Annotated in this window: 19 protein-coding genes and 2 pseudogenes; 17 read left to right on the forward strand and 4 right to left on the reverse strand. The window is 37.7% G+C overall.

Annotation, left to right across the window (positions count from 1 at the left end; genetic code table 11):
* Positions 1–5: 5 nt before the first annotated feature.
* Positions 6–349: pseudogene (locus OQ279_RS17970) on the reverse strand (DUF302 domain-containing protein).
* 166 nt (positions 350–515) lie between these two features.
* Positions 516–902, reverse strand: coding sequence for a DUF302 domain-containing protein (locus OQ279_RS08850; RefSeq protein ID WP_266069529.1), 387 nt, complete (start codon positions 900–902; stop codon positions 516–518).
* A gap of 334 nt (positions 903–1,236) precedes the next feature.
* Between OQ279_RS08850 and OQ279_RS08855 the strand changes: the two genes are divergently transcribed.
* The 17 genes from OQ279_RS08855 to OQ279_RS08935 all read left to right on the forward strand — a co-directional run bounded on the left by OQ279_RS08855 (position 1,237) and on the right by OQ279_RS08935 (position 22,860).
* A complete protein-coding gene (locus OQ279_RS08855; RefSeq protein ID WP_266069530.1) occupies positions 1,237–1,674 on the forward strand; it encodes a DUF6769 family protein in 438 nt (145 codons plus the stop codon).
* Positions 1,675–1,745: 71 nt separating this feature from the next.
* Positions 1,746–2,930 (forward strand): TolC family protein, encoded by a 1,185-nt coding sequence (locus OQ279_RS08860; RefSeq protein WP_266069531.1) that lies wholly within the window; start codon positions 1,746–1,748, stop codon positions 2,928–2,930.
* 16 nt (positions 2,931–2,946) lie between these two features.
* On the forward strand, positions 2,947–3,210 hold the full coding sequence (locus OQ279_RS08865; protein WP_266069532.1) for a CbtA family protein: 264 nt from the start codon (positions 2,947–2,949) through the stop codon (positions 3,208–3,210).
* Between the two features lie 15 nt (positions 3,211–3,225).
* Positions 3,226–4,728, forward strand: coding sequence for an efflux RND transporter periplasmic adaptor subunit (locus OQ279_RS08870; RefSeq protein ID WP_266069533.1), 1,503 nt, complete (start codon positions 3,226–3,228; stop codon positions 4,726–4,728).
* Positions 4,729–4,746: 18 nt separating this feature from the next.
* Positions 4,747–7,827, forward strand: coding sequence for an efflux RND transporter permease subunit (locus OQ279_RS08875; RefSeq protein WP_266069534.1), 3,081 nt, complete (start codon positions 4,747–4,749; stop codon positions 7,825–7,827).
* 923 nt (positions 7,828–8,750) lie between these two features.
* Positions 8,751–9,029: a hypothetical protein gene (locus tag OQ279_RS08880; protein ID WP_266069535.1), complete on the forward strand. Its 279-nt coding sequence runs from the start codon at positions 8,751–8,753 to the stop codon at positions 9,027–9,029.
* A gap of 10 nt (positions 9,030–9,039) precedes the next feature.
* A complete protein-coding gene (locus OQ279_RS08885; RefSeq protein WP_266069536.1) occupies positions 9,040–9,396 on the forward strand; it encodes a single-stranded DNA-binding protein in 357 nt (118 codons plus the stop codon).
* Between the two features lie 73 nt (positions 9,397–9,469).
* Positions 9,470–9,919, forward strand: a complete 450-nt coding sequence (locus OQ279_RS08890) for a JAB domain-containing protein (protein ID WP_266069537.1) — start codon at positions 9,470–9,472, stop codon at positions 9,917–9,919.
* An 11-nt stretch (positions 9,920–9,930) separates the two neighbouring features.
* Positions 9,931–10,143 carry a hypothetical protein gene (locus tag OQ279_RS08895; RefSeq protein ID WP_266069538.1) on the forward strand — a complete coding sequence of 71 codons (213 nt, stop codon included), beginning with the start codon at positions 9,931–9,933 and terminating at the stop codon, positions 10,141–10,143.
* A 520-nt stretch (positions 10,144–10,663) separates the two neighbouring features.
* Positions 10,664–11,065 (forward strand): BfmA/BtgA family mobilization protein, encoded by a 402-nt coding sequence (locus OQ279_RS08900; RefSeq protein ID WP_266069539.1) that lies wholly within the window; start codon positions 10,664–10,666, stop codon positions 11,063–11,065.
* 10 nt (positions 11,066–11,075) lie between these two features.
* Positions 11,076–12,107 carry a MobB family relaxase gene (gene mobB / locus OQ279_RS08905; protein ID WP_266069540.1) on the forward strand — a complete coding sequence of 344 codons (1,032 nt, stop codon included), beginning with the start codon at positions 11,076–11,078 and terminating at the stop codon, positions 12,105–12,107.
* 46 nt (positions 12,108–12,153) lie between these two features.
* Positions 12,154–13,704: a type IV secretory system conjugative DNA transfer family protein gene (locus tag OQ279_RS08910; protein ID WP_370866520.1), complete on the forward strand. Its 1,551-nt coding sequence runs from the start codon at positions 12,154–12,156 to the stop codon at positions 13,702–13,704.
* Positions 13,705–13,859: 155 nt separating this feature from the next.
* Positions 13,860–16,964, forward strand: a complete 3,105-nt coding sequence (locus OQ279_RS08915; protein WP_266069542.1) for an N-6 DNA methylase — start codon at positions 13,860–13,862, stop codon at positions 16,962–16,964.
* 3 nt (positions 16,965–16,967) lie between these two features.
* A complete protein-coding gene (locus tag OQ279_RS08920; RefSeq protein WP_266069543.1) occupies positions 16,968–17,588 on the forward strand; it encodes a hypothetical protein in 621 nt (206 codons plus the stop codon).
* Between the two features lie 122 nt (positions 17,589–17,710).
* Positions 17,711–19,192 carry a caspase family protein gene (locus OQ279_RS08925; RefSeq protein WP_266069544.1) on the forward strand — a complete coding sequence of 494 codons (1,482 nt, stop codon included), beginning with the start codon at positions 17,711–17,713 and terminating at the stop codon, positions 19,190–19,192.
* A 48-nt stretch (positions 19,193–19,240) separates the two neighbouring features.
* Positions 19,241–21,787, forward strand: a complete 2,547-nt coding sequence (locus OQ279_RS08930; RefSeq protein ID WP_266069545.1) for a sacsin N-terminal ATP-binding-like domain-containing protein — start codon at positions 19,241–19,243, stop codon at positions 21,785–21,787.
* A gap of 2 nt (positions 21,788–21,789) precedes the next feature.
* Positions 21,790–22,860, forward strand: coding sequence for an AlbA family DNA-binding domain-containing protein (locus OQ279_RS08935; RefSeq protein ID WP_266069546.1), 1,071 nt, complete (start codon positions 21,790–21,792; stop codon positions 22,858–22,860).
* On the opposite strand, the gene OQ279_RS08940 is transcribed toward OQ279_RS08935, so the two are convergent.
* The gene (locus OQ279_RS08940; protein WP_266069547.1) at positions 22,826–23,185 is read right to left on the reverse strand and encodes a hypothetical protein; all 360 of its coding nucleotides are present in this window, start codon (positions 23,183–23,185) and stop codon (positions 22,826–22,828) included. The two genes, OQ279_RS08935 and OQ279_RS08940, sit on opposite strands and share 35 nt — an antisense overlap.
* 158 nt (positions 23,186–23,343) lie before the next feature.
* Positions 23,344–23,442: pseudogene (locus OQ279_RS17905) on the reverse strand (ATP-binding protein); the annotation flags it as partial.

The raw sequence follows: 23,442 nt of genomic DNA on the forward strand, positions 1-23,442 counted from the left end.
TTTATTTATAATTGCATTCCGGGCTGTTCTATCTCAGACAAAATCTCTTTTAAAGTGTTTGTAATTTCTTTTGCCAGCTGGTTTATTTCATTTGAAGATGTCCACGTAATAGCGGTATCCTCTATGGCTACTTCCACAATACCCCGGTCTATCTCTTTAATAGTTATGGAGCAGGGCATGAAAATACCCATTTGAGGTCTGTTGAGATTGCTTTGGAAGCAGTTTCTGGATTGCAAACAGATAATAGATTCTGCGCTGGCATATCACTTACCTCTTCCTTTAAATATTGGCTCAGGTTTATTTCTAATAGAATATCAAATTTTTTTTTAAAACTTCTTATGTATTTTATAGAATTTTAGAAAAAGGCAGGGAGCCATAACGCTGGCATACACAATAAGCGGTTTTCCTGCTTTCAGTATAATCTGAGTTTTAGTTTTTTGAGTTCGTTTTTCTTTCTCCATATTCTGGAAAATTTACTCGATAATCGAGATTTAAATACTCCGAAGTTGTTTAATTTAAACGTTATCCACTACTGTTTGTAGTTTATTTCCAATTTCTGTAGCGATCTCTTTTAAATCTTTGTTTCCCACCGCCTGCATAGATGCCGAAGGGTTTACTGCAGCGACCTCAATTTTTCCCTTTTCCACTTCCTGAACAATTACATTACAAGGCAACATGGTACCGATCTTATCTTCGGCTTTTAGCGCTTTGTGTGCGTAGGGAGCATTGCAGGCGCCCAGGATTTGATATTTTTTAAAATCAACATCCAGTTTCTTCTTTAGGGTAGCTGCTATATCAATTTGGGTAAGCACTCCAAAACCTTCCTTTTCCAATTCATTGGTAACTTTTTTAATTACTTCTTCAAATTCTCCCGATACCGTCTTAGCAAAATAATATTTCATACATTTTTCTTTGTAAATGTTTAATTCATGAAGATAAAGTTATATAAATAGACTTTCAGTAACAATTGTTACATAAGATTTAAGCTTACTTTATCGTCATGTGCCGCTTTTCTTTGAAAAAGTTCAAGTCAATAAAGTTGATATCCTCGAAGAACTTGAAGTAGTGGATAATGGTATTTTACATGATTTTATAATTCAAAAGAAAGTTTATTTAAGTATATAACTTAAGTAGTTAGCAATTTAATTAGTTGAAGTATAAACCATAGAAGCTAAGGTTCTTTTGGTTTACTATTTTTTCTCAAATCTCTGTTATAAATTACTACTTTTGTAGTCTGTGCGTACAAAGTCTCAAATAAAAGCTTTATTCCTTCTTGGTATCTTTATACTGATATCTTTTCATCAGATAATTCCACATGCACACCATGCACATGGGCAGGAGAAGAAGGAGGTTGCACATCACCATCATTCCGGTGAAGATCATCACCACGAAAAGAAGCAAGAAGATAAGCAGGGCAGTTTCTTGTCTTATCTGTTGGCCATTCATTCTCATACGAGTACTTCCAATGAAATACCAGTTATTAAGGAATATTCCGAGAACGTCGGGTTGCAGAAAATAGAAGCCAAAAAGAAAACTTCAAATAAATGCTATTCGGATAATTTTGTTTTAGCTGACCAGGATTCTAAATCTTTTGAGATTTACCAGCCTGCCGAAAAATATTTCGATCCTTATTTATCTTTCCTTTCTCTCCGGGGACCTCCCCATTTGATTTGATCAACAAGCTCGACCTATATTTAAAACAGCAGGTCGAATTCTATTTTATTGATTAATCAAAATCAGAAATTATGTACAGATATATAGTTTCCGCTTTTTGCGGATTCCTTATCTCTATCGGTTCATTTGCCCAGGATGTCGGAATGAATGACGTCCTGAAGGAGATAAGCCAGAATAACAAACAGCTACAGGCGTACCAGTCGTTCATACGCAGTAAAAACCTTGGAAACAAAACTGAAAATAATCTGCCAGATCCACAGGCTTCAGCATATTATTTACCATTTGGGGAGCATGAAAAAGAAGATTATTATGAATATCAAATATCTCAGCGCTTTGAATTCCCGACGGTTTATGCCGCCCGAAGTGAACGAATTGAGAAACAAAAGAAGCTACTCGAACTGGAGTACAACGCCATGCGCCAGGAAGTCCTTCTGCAGGCCAAAAAAGAGCTTTTAGAGCTTCAAATTCTGCAGCAGCGAGAAGAGCTGGAGCAACAGCGGTTGGAACAGGCACAACAGGTATATAAACAGATCCGGCGATTATTTGATGCGGAACAGATTGGAATCCTGGAGCTGAACAAGGCCAAAGTTGCCTGGCTGCAGCAGCAATTTGAATTGGGCCAAATAGAGATCCAAATAAAGAACACCTTAATGGAACTTCAGAAACTGAATGGGGGAAATTCGGTTCAAGCAGATGAAATCCTACTCATTGAAGATGCTGAAGTTGCCGAAATGCAGGTGCTATGGAACGAAAAACTTTCCGCAGATGCAGAAGTTCAGATGCTGACCGCCCTGGAGGCGGTGGCTGAGCAACAGGTGAAATTGGAAAAGAATAAGGTTTTGCCAGACCTTACCGTTGGATATAACTATCAGGGAGTGAATTCCAGTAATTACTCCGGATTCCTGGGCGGACTTTCCATTCCGCTATGGAACAGCAGGAATAAAGTAAAAGCTGCCAAAGCTCAGTTAGAATACATTCAGGCTGATGCTGGAGCCGAGACCGCACAGTTCTATAACCGATTTCAGGAAAATTACCGGCAATACCAGTTAATAAAGCAGAAATACGAGGAATACCGGGAGACTTTTAAAAACCTGAATTCCGAAGAACTTCTATTTAAAGCCTATGAGCTGGGAGAATTCTCGTTTCTTGATTATTACCGGGAAGTGGAATTTTACCGGCAGGCCTATAACAACATGCTGGAAATGCAAAAAGAGCTTTTTCAGTTAAAAGCAGAACTTTTAAAACATCAATTATAATCTATAATTAAACATTATGAAATTCAGGAATTTATTTTTCGCAGCAATATTAGTATTTGGTTTCTCAGCTTGTAGAGATACAGCTAATGAAGATCACGGGCACGAACATGAAGAGGGAGCCGAAGCTCACGCCCATGAGGAAAAAGAGCATGGCCATCCACATGATGAGGATGGCGGGCATATGCAAGAAGAGTTTAAGGTGGGTGAGGATTCGCTGGATATCCAGGAGGAATCTGGCCACCATACACATGATGACGGAACAGAGCACGACGCTCACTAAAATTGAAATTTAAATATGAAATATATTTTTATAGTATGCATCTCGCTTTTTCTTTATTCCTGCGGAAATAACCAGGAAGAAGACCATGCGCACGATGCTGAAGGAAACCACCTTACAAGTGAGGTTCCAGCGGTAAGCAAAACCGTTTGGACAGACCAGACGGAGCTTTTCGTGGAATATCCGGCTTTGGTGGAAGGCAAGACCAGCAAGTTCGCTGCCCATTTCACCTCGTTGGACAAACACCAGCCGATTCGTGAAGGATCGGTGACAGTGAGTCTTATAAAAGGGGACAGCGGTATTCGCAATAGTGCGGAAGCGCCTTCTTCCCCGGGAATTTTTTCTCCGGCCTTACAACCAAAGGAACCGGGAACTTATAACCTGATCTTTGATCTTAAAACTCCTCAATATTCAGACAGGATCGTGATCGAAAATGTACGGGTCTATGAATCGGTTGCTGAAGCTTCAGAAAACGTTGAGGCAGCAGAAGAAGCCGAAATTAGCTTTTTAAAAGAACAGGCCTGGAAGATCGATTTCCGAACAGCCCCTGTTACTCTGGGAGAAGTCTATGACATTGTTCATACTTCCGGAGTATGGCAGGCAGCGCCGGGGACTTATAAAACCATTGCAGCCGGGGCTAACGGGATGGTCAATTTCGTTTCAGAAAGCCTGACGGAAGGCACCGAGGTGAACAGAGGTCAGTTGTTGATGACTTTGAGCAGTGAAGGACTTTCTTCCAATAATATTCAGGCGGAGATCGCTCAGGCGAAAGCCCGTTATGACCAGGCGCAAGCTGAATACGAACGGAAAAAGGAACTTTATGAGGACAGGATCGTTCCCAAAGCGGAATTTGAAAAGGTGGAAAGCGATTTTCGTGTAGCCGAAGCGAATTACCTTGCGCTGGCTTCCAATTTCGGAGCAGGCGGGAAGGAGATCCGCGCCCCTTTTGACGGATTTATTAAAGCCATTAATACTTCGAACGGGGACTATGTAGAACAGGGAGCAAACCTAATTACAATAGGTACTGACAAATCCCGACTCCTGAAAACCCAGTTGAGTGCGACTTATAATCCAAGGAAGGAATCCATCGCCAATGTCTGGTACAGGAATGATCAGGGGGATTGGGAAAGTGCATTAAATTCTGATGGATCCATTGTTTCTGTGGGCAAAGAGGTGCAGGATGGAAAGCCAATGATTCCAGTTTATGTCAAAGTAAATGACGTGGTTGAAATGCCCGAAGGCAGTTTTACCGAAGTACAGATCGCCCTGGGAGAGGCTGAAACAGTAGTTGTAGTTCCTGAAGCTGCCCTGCTGGAGGACTATGGCAACTATTCCGTCATTGTACAAACCGGCGGCGAAAGTTTCGAGAGACGGCCGGTAAGGATCGGAAAACGAAATGGGAAGAACGCACAGGTTTTAGGTGGACTGCAAGAGGGAGAAGTTGTTGTAACAACCGGCAATTACCAGGTAAAGATGGCTTCAATGTCGGGTGAAACACCGGGTCACGGTCACGAACATTAATCCTGAAACAGAAATTAGATGTTAAATAAAATATTATCGATTTCCCTTCAGAACCGGCTTCTTGTGCTTTTGGCAGCAGTGGTGCTGAGTGTTACCGGGTTCTACTTCGCACGCACCATGAACGTGGATGTGTTCCCGGACCTTACAGCACCTACAGTGACCATACTTACCGAAGCTCACGGCATGGAGAGTGAAGAGGTAGAGAAACTGGTGACTTACCAGCTCGAAACCGCGATGAACGGTTCCCCTAATGTGAGAAGGATCCGTTCTTCTTCAGCTGCGGGAATCTCTATTGTTTGGGTTGAATTCGACTGGGGTACAGATATATACAGAGCAAGACAGATCGTTAGTGAAAGGATTCCGATGGTGCGTGAGAACCTGCCGAGTGGAGTAGGCGCTCCGACCATGGCACCTATTTCTTCTATTATGGGAGAGGTAATGCTTTTGGGAGTGACTTCAGACAGTCTGAGTCCAATGGATCTAAGAACACTTTCTGATTGGCAGATTAGACCGCGGATCAAAGCCATTGGAGGGATCGCAAACGTGGTGGTCATAGGTGGAGATTACAAGCAATACCAGGTTTTTGCCGATCCGGCAAAAATGAAGTACTACGACGTTAGCCTTGCCGAACTGACTGAAAAAGTGCAGGAGGCAAATATGAATGCACCAGGTGGTTTTTTGAATCAATACGGGAATCAATATATCATCAAAGGTAGCGGTAGAGCCTACGCCGTGGAAGACCTGGAGCAAGCTGTAGTCAAACAGGTAAATGGTCAGAGCATTAAGATAAAAGATGTTGCTGAAGTGCAGATAGGTGCTGCAGATAAAATCGGGGATGGTTCCCTAAACGCAAAACCGGCAGTTATCCTGACTATTTCCAAACAGCCCGATGTGAATACGCTGGAGCTTACCGAAAGGTTGGATGAGGCTATCGCCGAACTGGAAACCAGTCTGCCGAAAAGTGTCGAGATCAAAAGTCAGATCTTCCGCCAGGCCGATTTTATTGATGCTTCGATCAGCAACCTTAATATGACCCTGTTAGAAGGTGCCTTTTTTGTGGTGATCGTACTGTTTATTTTCCTTATGAACTGGCGAACCACCTTCATTTCACTGCTGGCTATCCCAATTTCTTTACTGGTGTCCATCATCATTTTAAAATGGCTGGGTTACACCATCAATACGATGAGCCTGGGAGGTATGGCCATTGCCATTGGTGCACTCGTAGATGACGCCATTATTGATGTAGAGAATGTATATAAACGCCTGCGGGAGAATGTTCGAAAACCGAAAGCGGAAAGACAATCTGTTATTACGGTGGTGAGGGATGCTTCGGTGGAAATTAGAAGTTCCATCATCATTGCTACGCTCATCATCATCGTATCATTTATTCCGCTGTTTTTCCTTGGCGGAATGGAAGGCAGATTACTGAAGCCACTTGGAATTGCTTTTATCACTTCAGTTTTGACCTCACTGGTGGTTGCAGTTACTGTTACTCCGGTGTTATGTTCTTACCTTCTAAAAGATGAAAAAATGCTGAAGAAGCAGGCTCAGGGAACCAAAGTTGAAAGATGGTTACAGCAGCGTTATGCCGCAACTCTCAACCGAGCCCTTAAGATACCTAAAACGGTGATTGGAGTGACTGTGATCGCTTTTTTACTGAGTATTGCCCTTTTCACACAGCTGGGGAGAAGTTTCCTTCCGGAATTCAATGAAGGTTCCCTGGTGATCAGCGTGGTTGGTCCGCCTGCAATGTCACTTGAGGAAAGCAACAAGACCGGAAGACAGGTAGAACAGTTGTTACTCGAAATGCCCGAAGTTGATGTAGTGACCCGAAGGACAGGTAGGGCCGAATTGGACGAGCATGCTCAGGGGGTAAATGCCGCCGAAATCGACGTGCCCTTCACCCTGGAAGATAAATCGAAGGAAGAATTCTTTGAAGATGTCAGGGAAAAACTGAGCATTGTACCCGGGGTGAACATTACTTTAGGTCAGCCCATTGCTCACCGTATTGACCATATGCTTTCAGGGACCCGGGCAAATATTGCGATCAAAATATTCGGACCAGATCTACAAAAGCTTTATGAAATTGGAACAGACGTGGAGCAAAGTATAAGCCCCATAAACGGACTTGCCGATGTTGCCGTAGATCAGCAGATCGAAGTGCCACAGATCAAGATCACTCCAAGACGCCAGATACTGTCCGCTTACGGGATGACGGTGGGCCAGTTAATGGAGCAGGTGGATGTTGCCTTTGCCGGTCACGAGGTAGGGGAGATTTATGAAGGTCAAAAATACTTTGACCTTGTGGTGAGATATGGTGAGGAATTCAGAAACAGTATTGAGAATATCAAAACTGCTTTAATAGGACTTCCCAACGGCTCACAGGTGCCATTGGAACAGCTTGCCACAGTTACCTCGGTAAGCAGCCCCAATACCATTAGCAGGGAAGATGTACAGCGTAAAATCGTTGTCGCCGCCAACGTGCAGGGGCGGGATCTGCGAAGCGCCGTGGAAGAGATCAGGGAGACGGTGAATTCTTCCGTAGATATTCCGGAAGGTTATAGGGTTGAATACGGCGGACAATTCGAAAGTGAATCCAGAGCCTCAAAAATGCTTATGATTTCCGCTATTTTGGCAATCCTGGTAATTTTCCTGTTGCTGTATTTTGAATTTAAGAATGTCAAACTGGCTTTTATCGTTCTCATCAATCTGCCGCTGGCATTGATAGGTGGAATTTTAATTGTCTATTTCACTTCTGGAATCGTAAGTATTGCTTCGACAATAGGATTTATCAGTCTCTTCGGAATTGCTACCCGTAATGGGATCTTGCTGGTGTCCAGATACGAAGACTTACGGAAGGAAGGCTTAAGAGGTCTTGAATTGATCAAATCGGGCGCATTGGACCGGTTAAATCCGATCCTAATGACAGCCTTTACCACAGGTCTGGCGCTTATTCCGCTCGCCTTAAAAGGTGGTGAGCCGGGAAGTGAGATTCAGAGTCCGATGGCTGTGGTGATCCTTGGGGGGTTACTCTCGGCAACCATTCTGAACCTGGTCGTAATCCCTTGTGTTTATGATCTTGTTACTAAGAAACTTTAATACTCAAGAGTAATTTTTAAGAATCCCGAAAGTAAAATTTCGGGATTTTTTATTATTTGATAGATTGAGGGTTTGATTCTGAAGTTAATCCTTGGTTTGGTAAATTTGGGAAATGGCCAAAATCCATTACCATCAACATCCTTGAAGTCGAATCTACTTCAATCCTACTTCAAGAAAACAATCTTTTTTTCACAACCCAATCAGCCCATTCCTCTTCATTCCGCAGAAAAAGCTCCATTACCGGAAATACACTTAATTCAAAAAATATTGATTACAACTTCAAAGCTGCCACTGTCTACTTCGCTCGTCCGCTCAATCCATAGAAAGAAAGGAACCGGCGAAATTCGATTCACATTTACATCCTTGAAGTCGAATCCGCTTTAATTCTATATGGGAATAATCTATTTTTATAAGCCGGTCAGCACATTCCCACTTCATTCCGCAGAAAAAGCTCCATTCCGGAGAAAGCGCTTCTCTATAAAAGTCTTGGACATAAGCAAAAATTATTCTTCCATTTCACTATCTCCTCAAAAAGACGGAATAACTCCATTACTGGAATAAGTTTTTTGCTTTAGTCCGCTTTAAACCCTACTTCAAGAGGGTAAGCAGTTTTCATAAGCCGGTCAGCACATTGCCGCTCTATTTCGCGAAAAGCTGCATTCCGGGCAAAGAGCTTTCCTACAAAGGTCCTGGACACCATCCCCAATTTTTCCTTTCCATTCCGCTAACCGTTCCACTACGCCATAACGAAATGCTACATTCTCACTCCAAAATCGGAAATGGAGTCCGCTCAATCGGATATCCATCCCTGCATTTGGCCCCGCTTCCAATGTTTTTGTATTTCACATAAGGACTTTAGACCCACTTCCGCGCCGTCACTGCCCCTTCCCTTTTTTGGTAAGCAAAATACCAACATTTGGAAGTTGAACGGACTGCATAAGCCAGTCGTACCTCCTTTTTATAAGTCCTTATCAATTCCAAATATTGAAAATATATCAGCAACAAAAAAAGGTAACAGCGACGGCACTACGGGAAGTAAATCTAAAATGAACATTATGAAATCTTACAAAAACATCAAAAAGGAAGCGGGGCCAAAAAAACAAAAAAAGGAAAACGCTCAGGATACAATAAGTAAATCGCTTCAAAAAAATATAAATGAAAACTGCCTGAAAGGTTCAGGTAGTCTATTAATTAATCTTTAATTCTTTTATTATGAGTACTATTAAAAATCACGTACAGCTAATTGGAAATGTTGGTCAGGAACCAATCATTACAAACCTTGAAAGCGGAAAGAAAGTAGCCCGTTTTTCACTTGCCACAAATGAGTATTACAAAAACGACAATGGCGAAAAGGTGCAAAATACGGAATGGCATACCGTAGTCGCCTGGGGAAAAACTGCAGAAATCATCGAGAAATATGCAGGAAAGGGTAAGGAAATTGGAGTGAGCGGAAAATTGAAATCCCGTAGTTACGAAGATAACGACGGCATTAAACGCTATGTCACCGAAGTGGAAGCCAATGAGATCCTCTTGTTAGGCATAAAGAACGGCAATACTTCAGCCGAGTAAATTAAAAACAAAGAGGGCGTCTCTGTGGAAAGTCTCGCCCTCTTTCATTATTCACCTTCAAAATCAGATCATAATGGAAACCAAAGTTAACGAAATAGCGATAAGTTACAGTGGAAACCTTAAAACAAATCAGCTTCCAAAAATAACTTCCTCTCAAAATGCAGCTGAACTCCTTTACGGACAATGGAACAAAAATAATATCGAACTGCACGAAACCTTTAAAATAATGTTGCTGAACAACGCCAATAAAGTAAAAGGTATTTATGAAGTATCCACAGGAGGCATTACCGGCACCTTGGTAGACTTAAGGATAATATTTGCCGTAGTACTCAAAAGTCTTACCACGGCTGTAATCCTTGCTCACAACCATCCTAGCGGAACCTTGAGACCGAGTGAACCGGATAAACGCCTGACCCAAAAAATTAAGAAGGCTGGGGAATTATTTGATATAAAGGTATTGGACCATCTGATCCTGACACCTGATGGAAATTATTTCAGTTTTGCAGATGAAGGAATCCTATAAATGGAAAGCTTATGGTTTTTCTTAATTTTTCAGACTTGAGCGAAGGGGCTCAAAACCGGCTTTTAAAGAATTCCAAAAAGGATGTGGAACGAAAATTTGGGGATGATATCCGAAACTATGCAAAGGAACATTGCGCCAATTTTGAGGTGATGATTAAAGAAGAAGCATTGCGGAATTTATACAGTTATGCCTATAAGTTTAATATTGAAAAATCATCAAAATAAAAATAGCACAACTAAATTATCAGAGATAACAACTAAAAAGGGAAAATTCGCTGTTACCTGAATTTTCCCTTTGTTATTTAGACCTTGAAAGCCTACTGCTTAAATTTAATGCTTTTTCTAAAAACAGAAGCTATTTTTTTAAGAAAGTTATATCTCAGAAGTTAAAAAATATCTATCTTTAGTTCGCTGAAATACAGCATTTAATTTTACGTAGGGTTATCCATTTTTTGACTTTCGCCGATAACCGTACCCATCAAAAAAATACATAACAGGAAATTATTTCCCTGGAATTAGCAATTGGCTTTTGACCAAATTGTACGGAATTTTTGTTCGCCTGTGGCGAACGAAAAGGAGTAGCAAGAGGGTAACACGCGATGCGATGTTAAGTACTCCTTTTAGTTTTCAAAATGCTGATATTCAGCAACTTGAAAAAATATTAATTTCCGACCTTCTACAATTTGCGACAAATGCCCTGTGAATTCCCATTTTTAGGGAAGGATTTGCGACAAATCGGCGAATTATGGACTCATTTATCGGCATCAGGTTTAAAAAGGAAACGGCAAAACGTTTTCAGGAATTTTCAAAAACACACTTTAAATCACACACTGAAGCATTAGATACAATGCTTGACTTTTTCTTCTACAACGAAATTTCCCCAAAAGAAAAACTAGGACCTACGGGAAGGACAATCGAAGCTTCAATCAAGAAGCGAATCAATGCGGTGATTGCCATTATGAGGGATATGGAAAAGAGCCAGACCAAACCCACCGTCGCAATGTTGGAATGCCTTTTCCAGACTGAGGAATCTAAAAAGAAACCGTTGATTTTGGAAAAGAAAATCATTGAAAAAAAGAATGAAGTACGCCCGTCTGCCGGCAGGGCAGGCTTTCTAGAAAAGCTAAATGGGAGCAACGAACTCTAATTTTTGAGCTATGTACGTTACCATCATACCCCAAAAATTAGGCAAGAATTACTCACAAAGTTCGGCGGATTTTGTGAGCTACCTGGAGAAGGAAAACCAGGATCTGGAACAGGGAGCTATGGAATATTTTTTCAATCAATATGATAATGAAATATCAGCGAATGAAGTTGTAAAGGAAATTGATGGAAATGGTGCCAAACTCAAAAAGACGGAACCAAAATTCTATTCGATCACGGTGAGCCCTTCCAAATATGAACTGAACCGGTTACAGAACAATAGCGAGGATCTAAAAAGATACACCCGTGAACTGATGAAAGACTATGTGGCATCCTTCAATCGAGAAATCAACGGAAGACCGATTAACATCGATGATATCAAATATTACGCCAAAATAGAACACCAACGAACTTTTAAGGGAACGGATTGGCAGATTAGGGAAAACCAACCCTTTGCTACCAAAATATTGCAGCTCAAAACAGAAATCAGAAACATTAATGAGGGACGAGCTGAAGGCAATCTCAAACTATTGCAGAATAAAATTGACCGATTGGAAAAGGAGGCTCCGCAGCAACAAGACGGGAAGCGAATTGTCCAAGGGATGCCAAAGGCAGGAAATCAAAGCCATATCCATATCATCGTAAGCAGAAAAGACGTATCCAATACCTTCAGCCTTTCACCCGGGAGCAAACATAAGGCCTCGGAAGTCGAGATGCACGGTAAGAACGTAAAACGGGGCTTCGACCGAAATCAGTTTTTTGACCGGGCAGAAAAGACCTTTGACAGAACTTTTGGCTACCAAAGAAACTTTGCCGAAACCTATCAGGCTCGCAAGGATTTTATCAAAAACCCTAAAATCTATTTTGCATCGCTGATGAAATTGCCGACCAGTGAAAGAGCGATTGCCTTTAGAATAATGAAAGAAAGTGATGTTCCAATGTTACCAAGTATTCCGGTTACACAGGCACAACTGGCAATGAAAGTATTTAATCGCTTAAGACGTGGTATGGACGTCGCTATAAAATCAAGTTCAATAGGTATCTAAAGGGAAAAGTCTAATGCAACTCGCTAATCCAATACACATACTTTTAATGATCGTTCTGACAACTTCAGTATTTTACGCACTGTATCGGCTATCAAAATATGCCTTTTTGATAAACATCATGCTGCTCTTTGGAATACTAGCCTTTACGTTTTATCCTCATAATGCGATAAAAGCACTACTTTATTTAGGCTGTCCTTTATTGTTGGTCAATACGGTATTTTACGTTTTTCTGCATAAACCGGATTTAAAGCAAAATACCTCTGAAAAATATCGGGTAACTTTTAAAACAGACAATAAAAGTTTTAAAATTGAAAACATCAGACGCGGTGCATCCATTATTGGGTCTGCCGGAAGCGGAAAAACCGAAAGCGTCGTTTACGGATTTTTAAAACATTTCCAGGAACATAACTTCTGTGGGGTTATTCACGACTACAAGGATTTTGAACTGACCGAAATGGCGTATCCGCTTTTTAAAAATCCGGATATTCCTTTTCGTATTATCTCATTTGACAAAATCATCCATAAGGTAAACCCCATTGCACCCCGGTATCTCGAAAATGAAGAAAGTGTGAATGAGATTTCGAGAGTACTTATTGAAAATCTTCTGGAACAGCGGGAATCGGGAACTACGGGAACCTCTAAATTTTTTAACGATGCAGCTGAAGGATTGATTGGTGGATTAATTTGGAAACTGAAAACCGACTATCCCAACTACTGTACGCTTCCACATTTGATAGCGATTTATCAAATGCTCGATACGGATAGCCTTATCCAGTTTTTGGAAACAAATACCACATCGAGAGCGATGGCAGATGCTTTTATTAGTGGTAAGGATTCGGATAGGCAGACCGCTGGTGTAAAAAGTACCCTGGCGAATGCGCTGAAACGAATTAGTACACAGCGCATTTTTATGGCATTATCCGCAGACGAAGTGCCATTAAATATTAATAGCGAGGATAATCCAGCAATCATTTCAGTAGTAAACAATCCAAAATATGAAACATCCTATTCGCCTGTTGTTGCAACCATTATTCACACTATTACCAAGCAAATGAGCGTACGCGGTCAGAGACCGTCTTTTTTATTGATGGAAGAAGCACCTACCATCCGATTACTGAATATGCACCGCATTCCGGCAACACTTAGAAGCTATAATATTGCTACTGTTTATGTGATGCAGGACAAAATTCAGAATGATATGATGTATGGCGATAAGGCAAGTAAAGCGATTTTGAGCAACCTATCCTACCAGTTCTTCGGAAAGGTCAATGACCCAGATACGGCTAAATATTACGAGCGTTTTTTTGAAATCATTAAAGACCCGACGAAAAGTATCAGTCGTGGTTATAATCTCGATTTTGATACTCGTATTACGACTGGCGAAAAAGAAATCCCAAAGAATAGAGCGGACGTTTTTTTTAGATTGAAACAAGGCGAGTTTATTACCTATGCTGATGGTAAGGATAAGAAAGTGCAGTTTAAATTGTCAAGAATACAGCGGCAATTACCTGAAGAATCCAAGCAATATTCTCAGGCGGATTTAGCGGTTAATTTTGAGCGGGTTTATGATGAGGCGAGGTCGATATTTTTTAGCTGATACAACGAATCAGAAGAATAGTCTGAAACTTCCGATTTTTTGGAAATAATCCAAAGATTGGTCAAATTAGGATTATCAAAATCGTAAAATCATTTGTACCTTTGAGATTAATTTAGTATGTAACTAACAATCAGATATTTTGGACAACTTTAGATATGATCGATTTTGATATAATTGAAAATTTAGGCTTGGACAAGGCCGTTTCTGTTACTTCAGAATCTAATCAGATTTCTGACAGTCAGTTAGTTGTAATCAATCAAGTAAAAGACTTTGGTATTGATGAAATTTATTTCAGTACTGATCAAAATCAAAACAGTTATCCAGCGGTTTTTTTAAAAAGGGTTCAAAAGTTTGATGACCTAGCTCTGCGGCAAGTTGCAATTGCTCAAAAAAAAATCTGGAACTTCAAAAAGGTAATTTTTCTATACGTTTATTCAGAAACTGAAATTCGTATTTACAATTGTGCGGAAAAACCTCTTTTGATTAAATCAGATGATTTTGATTATAAGAAAGAACTAAAAACACTCGAAATAGAGTCTTACAAGTTTTCAGATAAAAGCAAGCTCAAACAACTTCAAAACCTTTTTTCCACCATTGCCATTGATACAGGTATCATATGGACATTGGAAGAAGCGTTTGAGATTAGAAAGAAAATAAGCCTTCAACGAAGGGTTGACAAATACCTTGTAGAAAGCCTTACTTATACTGCTAGGCAACTACAGGCAGAAGGATTAGAAATAAACCTTATCCATAAAATAATAATGCGTTCTCTATTTCTTCTTTATTTAGAAGATAGAGGCGCAACTGATGAAAAGTTTTATTCTGAAATAAAAAAAGGAGCAACGTCTTATTTTGAAATTCTGGACGATGCAGATAAAACATATTCTCTTTTTAAGAAACTAGAAGAATATTTTAATGGTAATGTTTTTACTGTAGATAACAATGAATCAATCTCTAGAGAACATCTAAAAATTATCAGAAAGTGTTTTATCAACGGCAATGATAATTCCTTACAGCAGAATCTTTTTGAGGATTTACGCCTGTTCGATTTTAGCATTATTCAAATAGAATTGCTCAGTGAAATTTATGAGAATTTCTTAGCTGAAATAAACCCTACTTTAAAGCAAGATACAGGTACTTATTACACACCACCTTCCCTAGTTGAACTCATATTGAACGAGAAATTACCAATCTCTAGGACAGAAAAGGAATTTGATGTTAAGGTGTTAGATCCTACTTGTGGTTCGGGGATTTTTTTGGTTGAAAGTTTTAAACGTCTGGTCAAACGTCACGAAAATGCTAATTCAGAAAGGCTTACGGACTTTAATGAACTGAAGAAGCTGTTAACGGATAATATATTTGGTATAGAGATACACCCTCAGTCCATCAAAGTAGCTGCTTTTAGTCTTTATTTGGCTTTGGTAGATAATTTGAATCCTAAAACAATTTGGCAAAATAAAGACTATCGCTTACCATATCTGATAAATGACCCTTCGGATGAGACTCTAGTTGAACAAGGCAATAATTTGTTTCGTTCAGATACTATAAAGGAGAATCCAGAAATAGAAAAAATTGATTTTGATTTAGTTGTAGGGAATCCGCCTTTTGGCACTAAGAACCTATCACAATCTATTCGCGATTATTGCGATAAATATGGGTTCGCAAAAGAGATGGTTCTTCCATTTCTTCATAAGGCGATAAAGTTCTCTGATAATGGAGAAATTGCCTTGATTTTCAATACGAAAATCCTTACCAATACTAAAATAACATATCAAAATTTTAGGAAGTGGCTTTTCAATGAATGTTATGTGGAGAAGATTTACAACTTCTCTATTTTACGAAATGCACCTAAAGATTTTGGTGGTCAATTGTTTGGTTCAGCAACTGGACCAATCAGTATTGCATTTTATAGAAAAAGTCAACCGAAGAAAAAATCTAACACAATTATCTATTATGCCCCTAAGACTTACATTAAATCCAATGTTATAGAAGGTGTTAGCATTGATGGCACAGATTTGAAATATCTTCCACGGGAAGAATGCAAAAAACCAACTTCAAAAATTTGGAAAATTGCAATGTGGGGTGGAATTGGGGATATAAATTTAATACAAAAACTAAATGCCTCAGACAGTCTCGAACAGTTTATTTCGAATGAAAAAATTGACAAGGGCTCTGGATTACAATTTTTGAACAATTCCACTAAAAACCCTAAAGTAGATAACGAAATTCCAAATAGATACATTACCCCTAAGAATATTAGACGCTACGTTTCACACTCATTTTCAGATTTGAATTCTGGGCTTACTCAACGTTCAAAAGAAATATATGCTAAGCATTATGGTGTGCGGTTAGATGACTTACCTACAATTAATGTATTTAGACGCGTGGGAGCGAAAAAGACTTATTCTGCACCACATATTCTAATTAAGGAAGGTCTTTCCAATTGGAAAATTTGTGCTTCGTATGAAGATGAAGCCTGTTCGTTTAATAGTAAAGTTCTTGGTCTTAGTCATTCTGACTCAAAAGTACTTAAAGGGTTAACCTGTTTTATAAATTCAAAACTTGCTTATTATTATCTTTTCTTATGTTCAGCATCTATCGGAATAGAAAGAGAAGAAATTAAACCTAACGAAGTTTATCGACTACCATTTTCTTTGTCTAAAAAGAACTTATATCATCTTGCTGATATTTACGACAGGATGACAATTGATGAATCTAAAATTTTCAACACAAATACAAAAAAGTTTGAACGGGAGATTGATAATTATATATCTAAATGTTTTGACTTTTCAATCGATGAAAGCTTAATTGTAGACAATTTTGTGGAATTTACAATTCCATTATTAATTAAGAGGTATCAATATGTTCTTGGTCCGACTAACAAAGATGAAATTCAAGATTATGCCATAAAGGTTTCACAGCATTTAAATGACTTTTTACAAAATCAGAATCTCTATGCTAATTGTACCGTTTATGAAAACATAAGTCATTTTTCACCTTTAATGATAACTAAGGTTGCATTTGGAGATTCTGAAAAGGAAGTTTCAATGTCTAGCGTGGATATACACGACATATTGCGAGACTTGGATAAAGAATTATGGCAAAAGAAAGCAACCAACATCTATTTCAGAAAAAAATTAAATTATAAAACAGGCAACGAGATTTTTATTGTTCGTCCCAATCAGAGGCGATTCTGGACTCAATCGATGGCGATTGAAGATGCTTCAGAATTAATACTGGAAATCCTTAATGAAGTATAGTAAATGGGATTAAACAAAGTAATAGTTGCTAGCTTCAAAAGAGGCTTTGAAGAAAAATGCTTTCAGCTGATAACAGAATCTTATGTTTCAGCTATGGAAACCAAGGTAATCAAACTCAACTGGGATGAAAATGACATTACTTCGGAATTGCACGAACACATTAAGGAAAATCCACTAAGACTAAAGTGGAGTATAGTTACGAATGTTGAGCAGCATCTGCCAAAAGATGATATAGAAAAGGAAAAGGGTTTTGCAGCAAAACTACCTAGAATAGACCTTAGATTGGTAACCATAAATTCTTCCTTAGAGTATGAATACCATATGGAAGCCAAAAATCTTAAAGAAAAAGATTCTGGTTTAAAACGACGTTATATTGATACTGGAATTAACAACTTTGTTTCAAAGAAATATGAGAACGGATGCCTACTTGGATATGTACTTGAAGGAGATATGGAGAAAACTGTAGATGGAATTAATAAGCTTTTAAAGAAAGACGACAGGGTGCCTGAATTTTTGAAATCAAAGACACATAATTTACACGATTCTTATTACGAATCTGAACATAATGACAGCTTTATTCTAAAGCATTTTATGTTCGATTTTAGTTTGCTACATAGTGCTTAGATTTTGATATATTATATAAGATAATAGCGATGAGGCACCCAATAAAATATTTGTAAAACTTGGATTTTAACCTGTTTACGAAACAGATGATAACATAGTCCTACAATAACTAAGAATGTACAATGAAAAATTATTTAGGGCTTATCATTGCTGTCGAAGAATACAATGATTCCAAGAAAATATCAAAAGTAAAATTCGCTAATAACGATGCTAAACAATTTAGAGAAAGCCTGATAAATTTGGGTTGCGAAAAGAGTAATCTTGAATTGTTGGACGGTACTAAGACTACCAAAACCACTATTGAAAATAAAATAAAAAAACTTTCTCGAACTGCTAAATCCTATGATACCATAGTTTTATATTACGCAGGGCACGGGTTTTTTGTTGACGGTGTTAATAAAATATCCTGTGTTGATACCGAGCTGGACAGTCTCGAAACTTCAACTATTTCAATTACCTCAATTATATCAGAACTTGAGAAAAGTGACTCAACTAGAATTATTGTCTTTTTAGATTGTTGCCATAGCGGTATAGAATTTAGTGAAGTAGAAAGAAGTCCTATAAGTGATTTTTCAACTGACGACCTAAAGTATATTTATAGGGATGCAGAACATTTAATTGTATTTGCTTCTTGCAAAAGTGATGAAAAATCACAAGCTGATATGGAACACAATCACGGTGTGTGGTCCTACTATTTAATTCAGGCTTTACAGGGAAATGCAAAGGATGTTTATACTGAAAATCTCTTGTTTAGTGACCAATTGCAAAAATACCTTAAACATCATACGGCGAAAAGAGTAAAGTTTATAACACCGGAAAAAAAGAATCAAACACCTGTTAAATTCGGTAAAGAAACGGATGAAAAATTTATTGTCGCAGATTTGACCAAACTTTTTGAAACTAGAAAAATCGAGACGAGAGCAAAGGGTTTTAAGTTTAAAGAAGCGGTGTTTTCCTATTCCGAAGAAGACTATGTGCGAAAACTTCCAGGTTTTAAAGATGGTAATAAGGCACCAAAAAAAATTGATGATTATCACGAAAACTGGATTCAAAAAATTGCAAGAGAACTCATTCGCGAAGAATTAGATGAAGTTACAGTATTATTGAGAAAAATTTTAAAATTGAAACTCAAAGACTTTCAGGAAACTATTATCGAAGACGGGTATGGCCAACTGTCAACGGTTTATTTCGACTATATTATTGGTGTGACTCAATCTCAAACTTCTGCAGAGGAATATGTACTTACAAGAAGTATAGAAAATTTTAAATACAGCGACACTATTGTAAGTGATAAGTTTAACGAGGTCTTTGAGAAGGAATTCAATATGTTGACGTTGAGAATGGAAAAAGACATAGATATCGAAGAGTTAATTAATCATATTGAAGGCATAGATAATCCAGATTTAATCGATGTGGATTACTCTACTAGCGATTTATCAAAGTGTACTGTGGAAATTTCTGGATTTGAAGGCTCAATTCATTTTGAAATTGACGAAATACAAATTGTGGTCAACAAGAACACATCGCCTAAGACTTTAGTAGAGTCTTTCCAAAATGTATATAAGGAACTTGGAAGTACTGGATGTCTTAAACTAACTGAATAAACCCCAAATCGTTACTAAAAAAATATGGCTTAATGGCAGCGAATAATTATGATACAATCAATTGAAGAAGGCCGAAAAGAAGACGGTAACAGGTCTATTGCCGATAAAATTAATAAACGGTTACACGACTTAGATAAGACGGTAGAAAATAATAAGGGTAGATGGGCTTGGGAACTTCTTCAAAATGCTAAAGATAGTATAGCTGATTACCCAGATAGAAAAATATCAATTCAAATTGAGCATAATAATGATACCATAATCTTTAGGCACAATGGAATTTATTTTACAGAAAAGGATATACGTGGTATCATCAATCAAATATCCTCAAAGGAAACCGAAGAAGGAGAGACTAGTACTAGAACAGGTAGATTTGGGACAGGTTTTTTAACCACTCATTTACTTTCTCGAAAGATTGATATTGAAGGAATTTTGGAGACTGACAGCCTTGAAACTTATCGATTCAAGTTTCCCCTAGATAGAAGCGGTAATTCAATGGCTCAGCTTATGCCTAAAGTCGAAAACGCTTGGACAGAATTTCAAAAATCAGTAAAACTTATCAATTCTGATTACAATGAATATGCCTTTAATACATCTTTTACCTATCATCTAAATACAGATGAACAAAAAGAAATCGCCAAGGTAGGCGTAAATGAGTTTGTGAACTTGGTGCCTTATGTTCTCACGTTTATATCTAAAATTGATAAAGTTGAAATTATAAATAATCTCGAAAATGAAAAGTTAACCTTTACCAATAAACAGAACATTGAATCACAAAACCTTCAGGTTATTGAGAAGATATATAATGGTCAAGCTTCGATAATTCATATTTTGAGGTCATCTTCAGATAGAACTTCAATTGCTGCTGAAGTATTAAAAAAAGACGAAGAATATTATCTTCAAAGCCTTGATAATGTTCCAAGACTTTTTTGTGATTTTCCAATGATAGGAACTGAAGATTTCCATTTTCCTATGGTTGTGAATAGCTTTTATTTTAACCCACTTACCGAACGAGACGGAATATGGCTTAAAAGAGATGATGATAAGGAAGTTCAGGAAAACAGAGAGATACTTCTAGAAGCTTTAGAATTGTATAAGAACCTTATGAACACAATTTCTACCAAACCCTACTTTAACCTATTTTATATTTCAGATTCAAGAATGCCGGGAACATTAGAAAAGTTTTTTGACAGGGACTGGTATGATATAAATGTTCAAAAGCCATTAAGGGATATTCTTTGGGAATCAACCATTGTTGAAATTGAAAACTCAAAAGAGAAATTCCCGTTGAAAGATATTTGGTTTCCACAAAAAAGTTATGCTAATGACGTTCAAGAACAACTATGGGAATTTACTTATAATCTTTTTCCGAAATCAGTTTGTAAAAAGAATCATATCCCATTCTGGGTTGATATTGGCTGGAGTGACTGGCAAAAATTGGATTATACAGGTTTAGTTAAAGATGTTGCCAAACAAGAGTCTATTGATGAATTATCGAAAGCCCTAGAAAAATCTGAAGAAGATACATTTCAATGGTTTAATGACTTCGGTAATTTTGTTATGGAAGTTGAAACAAACAATATTTTGTTTAATAAACACCAAGTGTTACCCAACTACAATGGAATTTTTTGTTTAAAAGAAGCTATTCATATTGACAAGATAAAAGACTCTAAGCTTATAGAAATTTTAGAGTTATTGGGAGAGGATTGGAAGAATCTTTTATTGCATCCTAATGTAGGATTTGGAAAATATAAGTTTAAAACATTAAAGGACATTGCAGATGAAATTTCAAATTTTTTAAAGCACTCAAAGAAGAAAAATGAGGATGAAATAAAAGCCATAAGCTTACTTTCAGAATGGTTCGAGGCCAATCCTAAAAATTCTAAAGAATACTTTTCATACTACTACGGTAAGCGAGCGGAGCTTTTTATGAATACTATTTCAGATAGAGACAGTCTTTACAGGGTAATGCGAAGTTCAACAGACCTTGAGCAATTATCAAATATGGCTGATGCAATAAATAAAGACCCAAATTTAATTAACAGATTCAATCAAGCTGAAGAGTTTTCAAATTTATTGAAAGAGTATAACGTGACGAATATAGAAGAATTAAAATCTGCTTTGGAAAATTCAAAAGGCCCTCAAATAAGAGCCGAAATTACTCAAGAAGATTTAGCTGGTCTTGGCGTAACTTCTATGGACGAATTGGAAGAAGCTTTAAAGGATAGAGATTTGGCAGCTCTATTTAATCATACTTCTAGACCCAATGCTAATATGTTTTTATATGCCCAACAATTGATTGAACGCTCAAAACAAAATATCATCGAGTATTTAAAGAACCATAAAGATTATGATTGTACAGATATTGATGAATTGGCAACCACAGTTTTGGGAGGCATCAAGAAAAAGGGCGTAGATGTTCATATTGTAATAAGGCCTTCGGATAATGGACAGGTAATAGTCTTTTATTCTTCAGAGAAAGATACCTTAGATTACGCTAATGCAGAACTGTGGATTGATAATGGTAAGGACAATCCAAGACATTTAACTTTGGGTACTATTCTTAAAACAACAGGTATTAATAAAATCCCAGTATAATTATGGATTGGATTGAAGAAGTAAAAAAAATGGTTGGGCAACCAGAGAGCCAAACCTTAGAATACAAGGCAGTATTGCCACCATCTAGAAATGTAGCGCAAATACTTTGTTCTTTTGCTAATACAGAAGGTGGATTTCTCATTCTTGGTGTTACAGATGATTCGAAGATTAATGGTTTGAGCGAGGATTTTCACGCCAATACAATTACTCATAAAGCTCTGGATTTGTTAACCCCTAAACCAAACATTGAATACCAATATGTAAATATTGAAGACAAAAGACTATATGCAATTAAAGTATATAAATCTGATTCAATCGTTTCTGTCGAAGGCAAAGTATATATTCGAACAGAGGATAGAACAAAGCTGGCAGACCCTATTACTGTGAACTTCAAAATAGGTGGTTACGAAAAAATAAAACAAATCAATTCTCATCTAGAAGAGCTAAAGAACGATGCTACCTATGCTAAAATTAGTTTTATAGAACACTATCAAAGTATTTTAAAGATTGTAGATGATTTAGGAGATATTTTATATCCTGAAAGTCCCGAAAATCCAACAACCAATCAAGAAGGTAAAATTCTTAGCAGGATTTTGTTTTCTTCTGTTGTAGACAACTTTGAGACCTATCTTTCAGATTTATTATACGAAATTTTTCTAGCCTATCCCGAAACTTTGAAGTCACAACAAACCGTTACAATTGAAGAAGTACTCAATTGTTCTGACTTACAAGATTTTGTTAAATTTTGGGCAAAACAGAAAATAAGTAAACTTCAAAAGGGGAGTGTAAGAGGCTTTATAAAGGATACCAAACAAATTAGCGATTTGCAAGTTTTGGATAAAGATGAGCAAGATAAAATTGAAAAAATCTTACAGATTAGGCATTTATACGCCCACCGTAATGGAATAGTTGACGAGAAATTCCTTCAGTTTTTTACAGGCGAATTTACAATTGGCTCTGAACACCAAATGGCTATAAAGAAAATATTTGAAAAATTAGGTTACCTAACTGATGTGGTAAATAGAATAGACCTTAGCGCTATAGATAAGTATAAATTATCACGAAGTAATTAAAAAGGCCCTTTTTCCCTCGGTCCTTTACTGGTAACTTTCCATTGACCGTTTTCTTTAACCAACTTGAAATTCCAGTTTTCCCATCGTAGGTGGTGCTGTTTTTTATCCAGGCAATTTCGCCATCAACAGCTTCATCTAAAATTTCCACTTCGATGTTTTTATCAGAATCTGGTATCATATTCTGTACAGTAATCAAACTGGCATAGCCTTCTGTAGTAGTATGCTTTTTTAAAGCTGATACGTCTTTTGAGAAAAAACTTTCCGCAACTGCCTTGGCAGTTTCAGAAGGGGATTTTGTTGTGCTTTCTGAACAAGAAAGGAACAACAGTACAAGCGAGCAAAAGACTATTCTTTTCCTAATATTCTAATTTGGGTTATTGATATATCTGTGTGATAGTTGGCTATTTCGGAGTGACCGTGCCACCTATTTCGGTTCAAACAGTGCCACTTTGAAAGATCATGCAATTATATAAAAAAATAATGTTACTCGTTTTTCAGAACTCCCTTTCTTAATGATTCTCCTTTAAGATCTATCCTATGTGAGGAGTTTACTATCCTGTCCAGGATTGCATCAGCAATAGT

Origin of the sequence: Salinimicrobium profundisediminis (genome assembly GCF_026241755.1) — a bacterium.
GTDB classification, from domain to species: Bacteria; Bacteroidota; Bacteroidia; order Flavobacteriales; family Flavobacteriaceae; genus Salinimicrobium; species Salinimicrobium profundisediminis.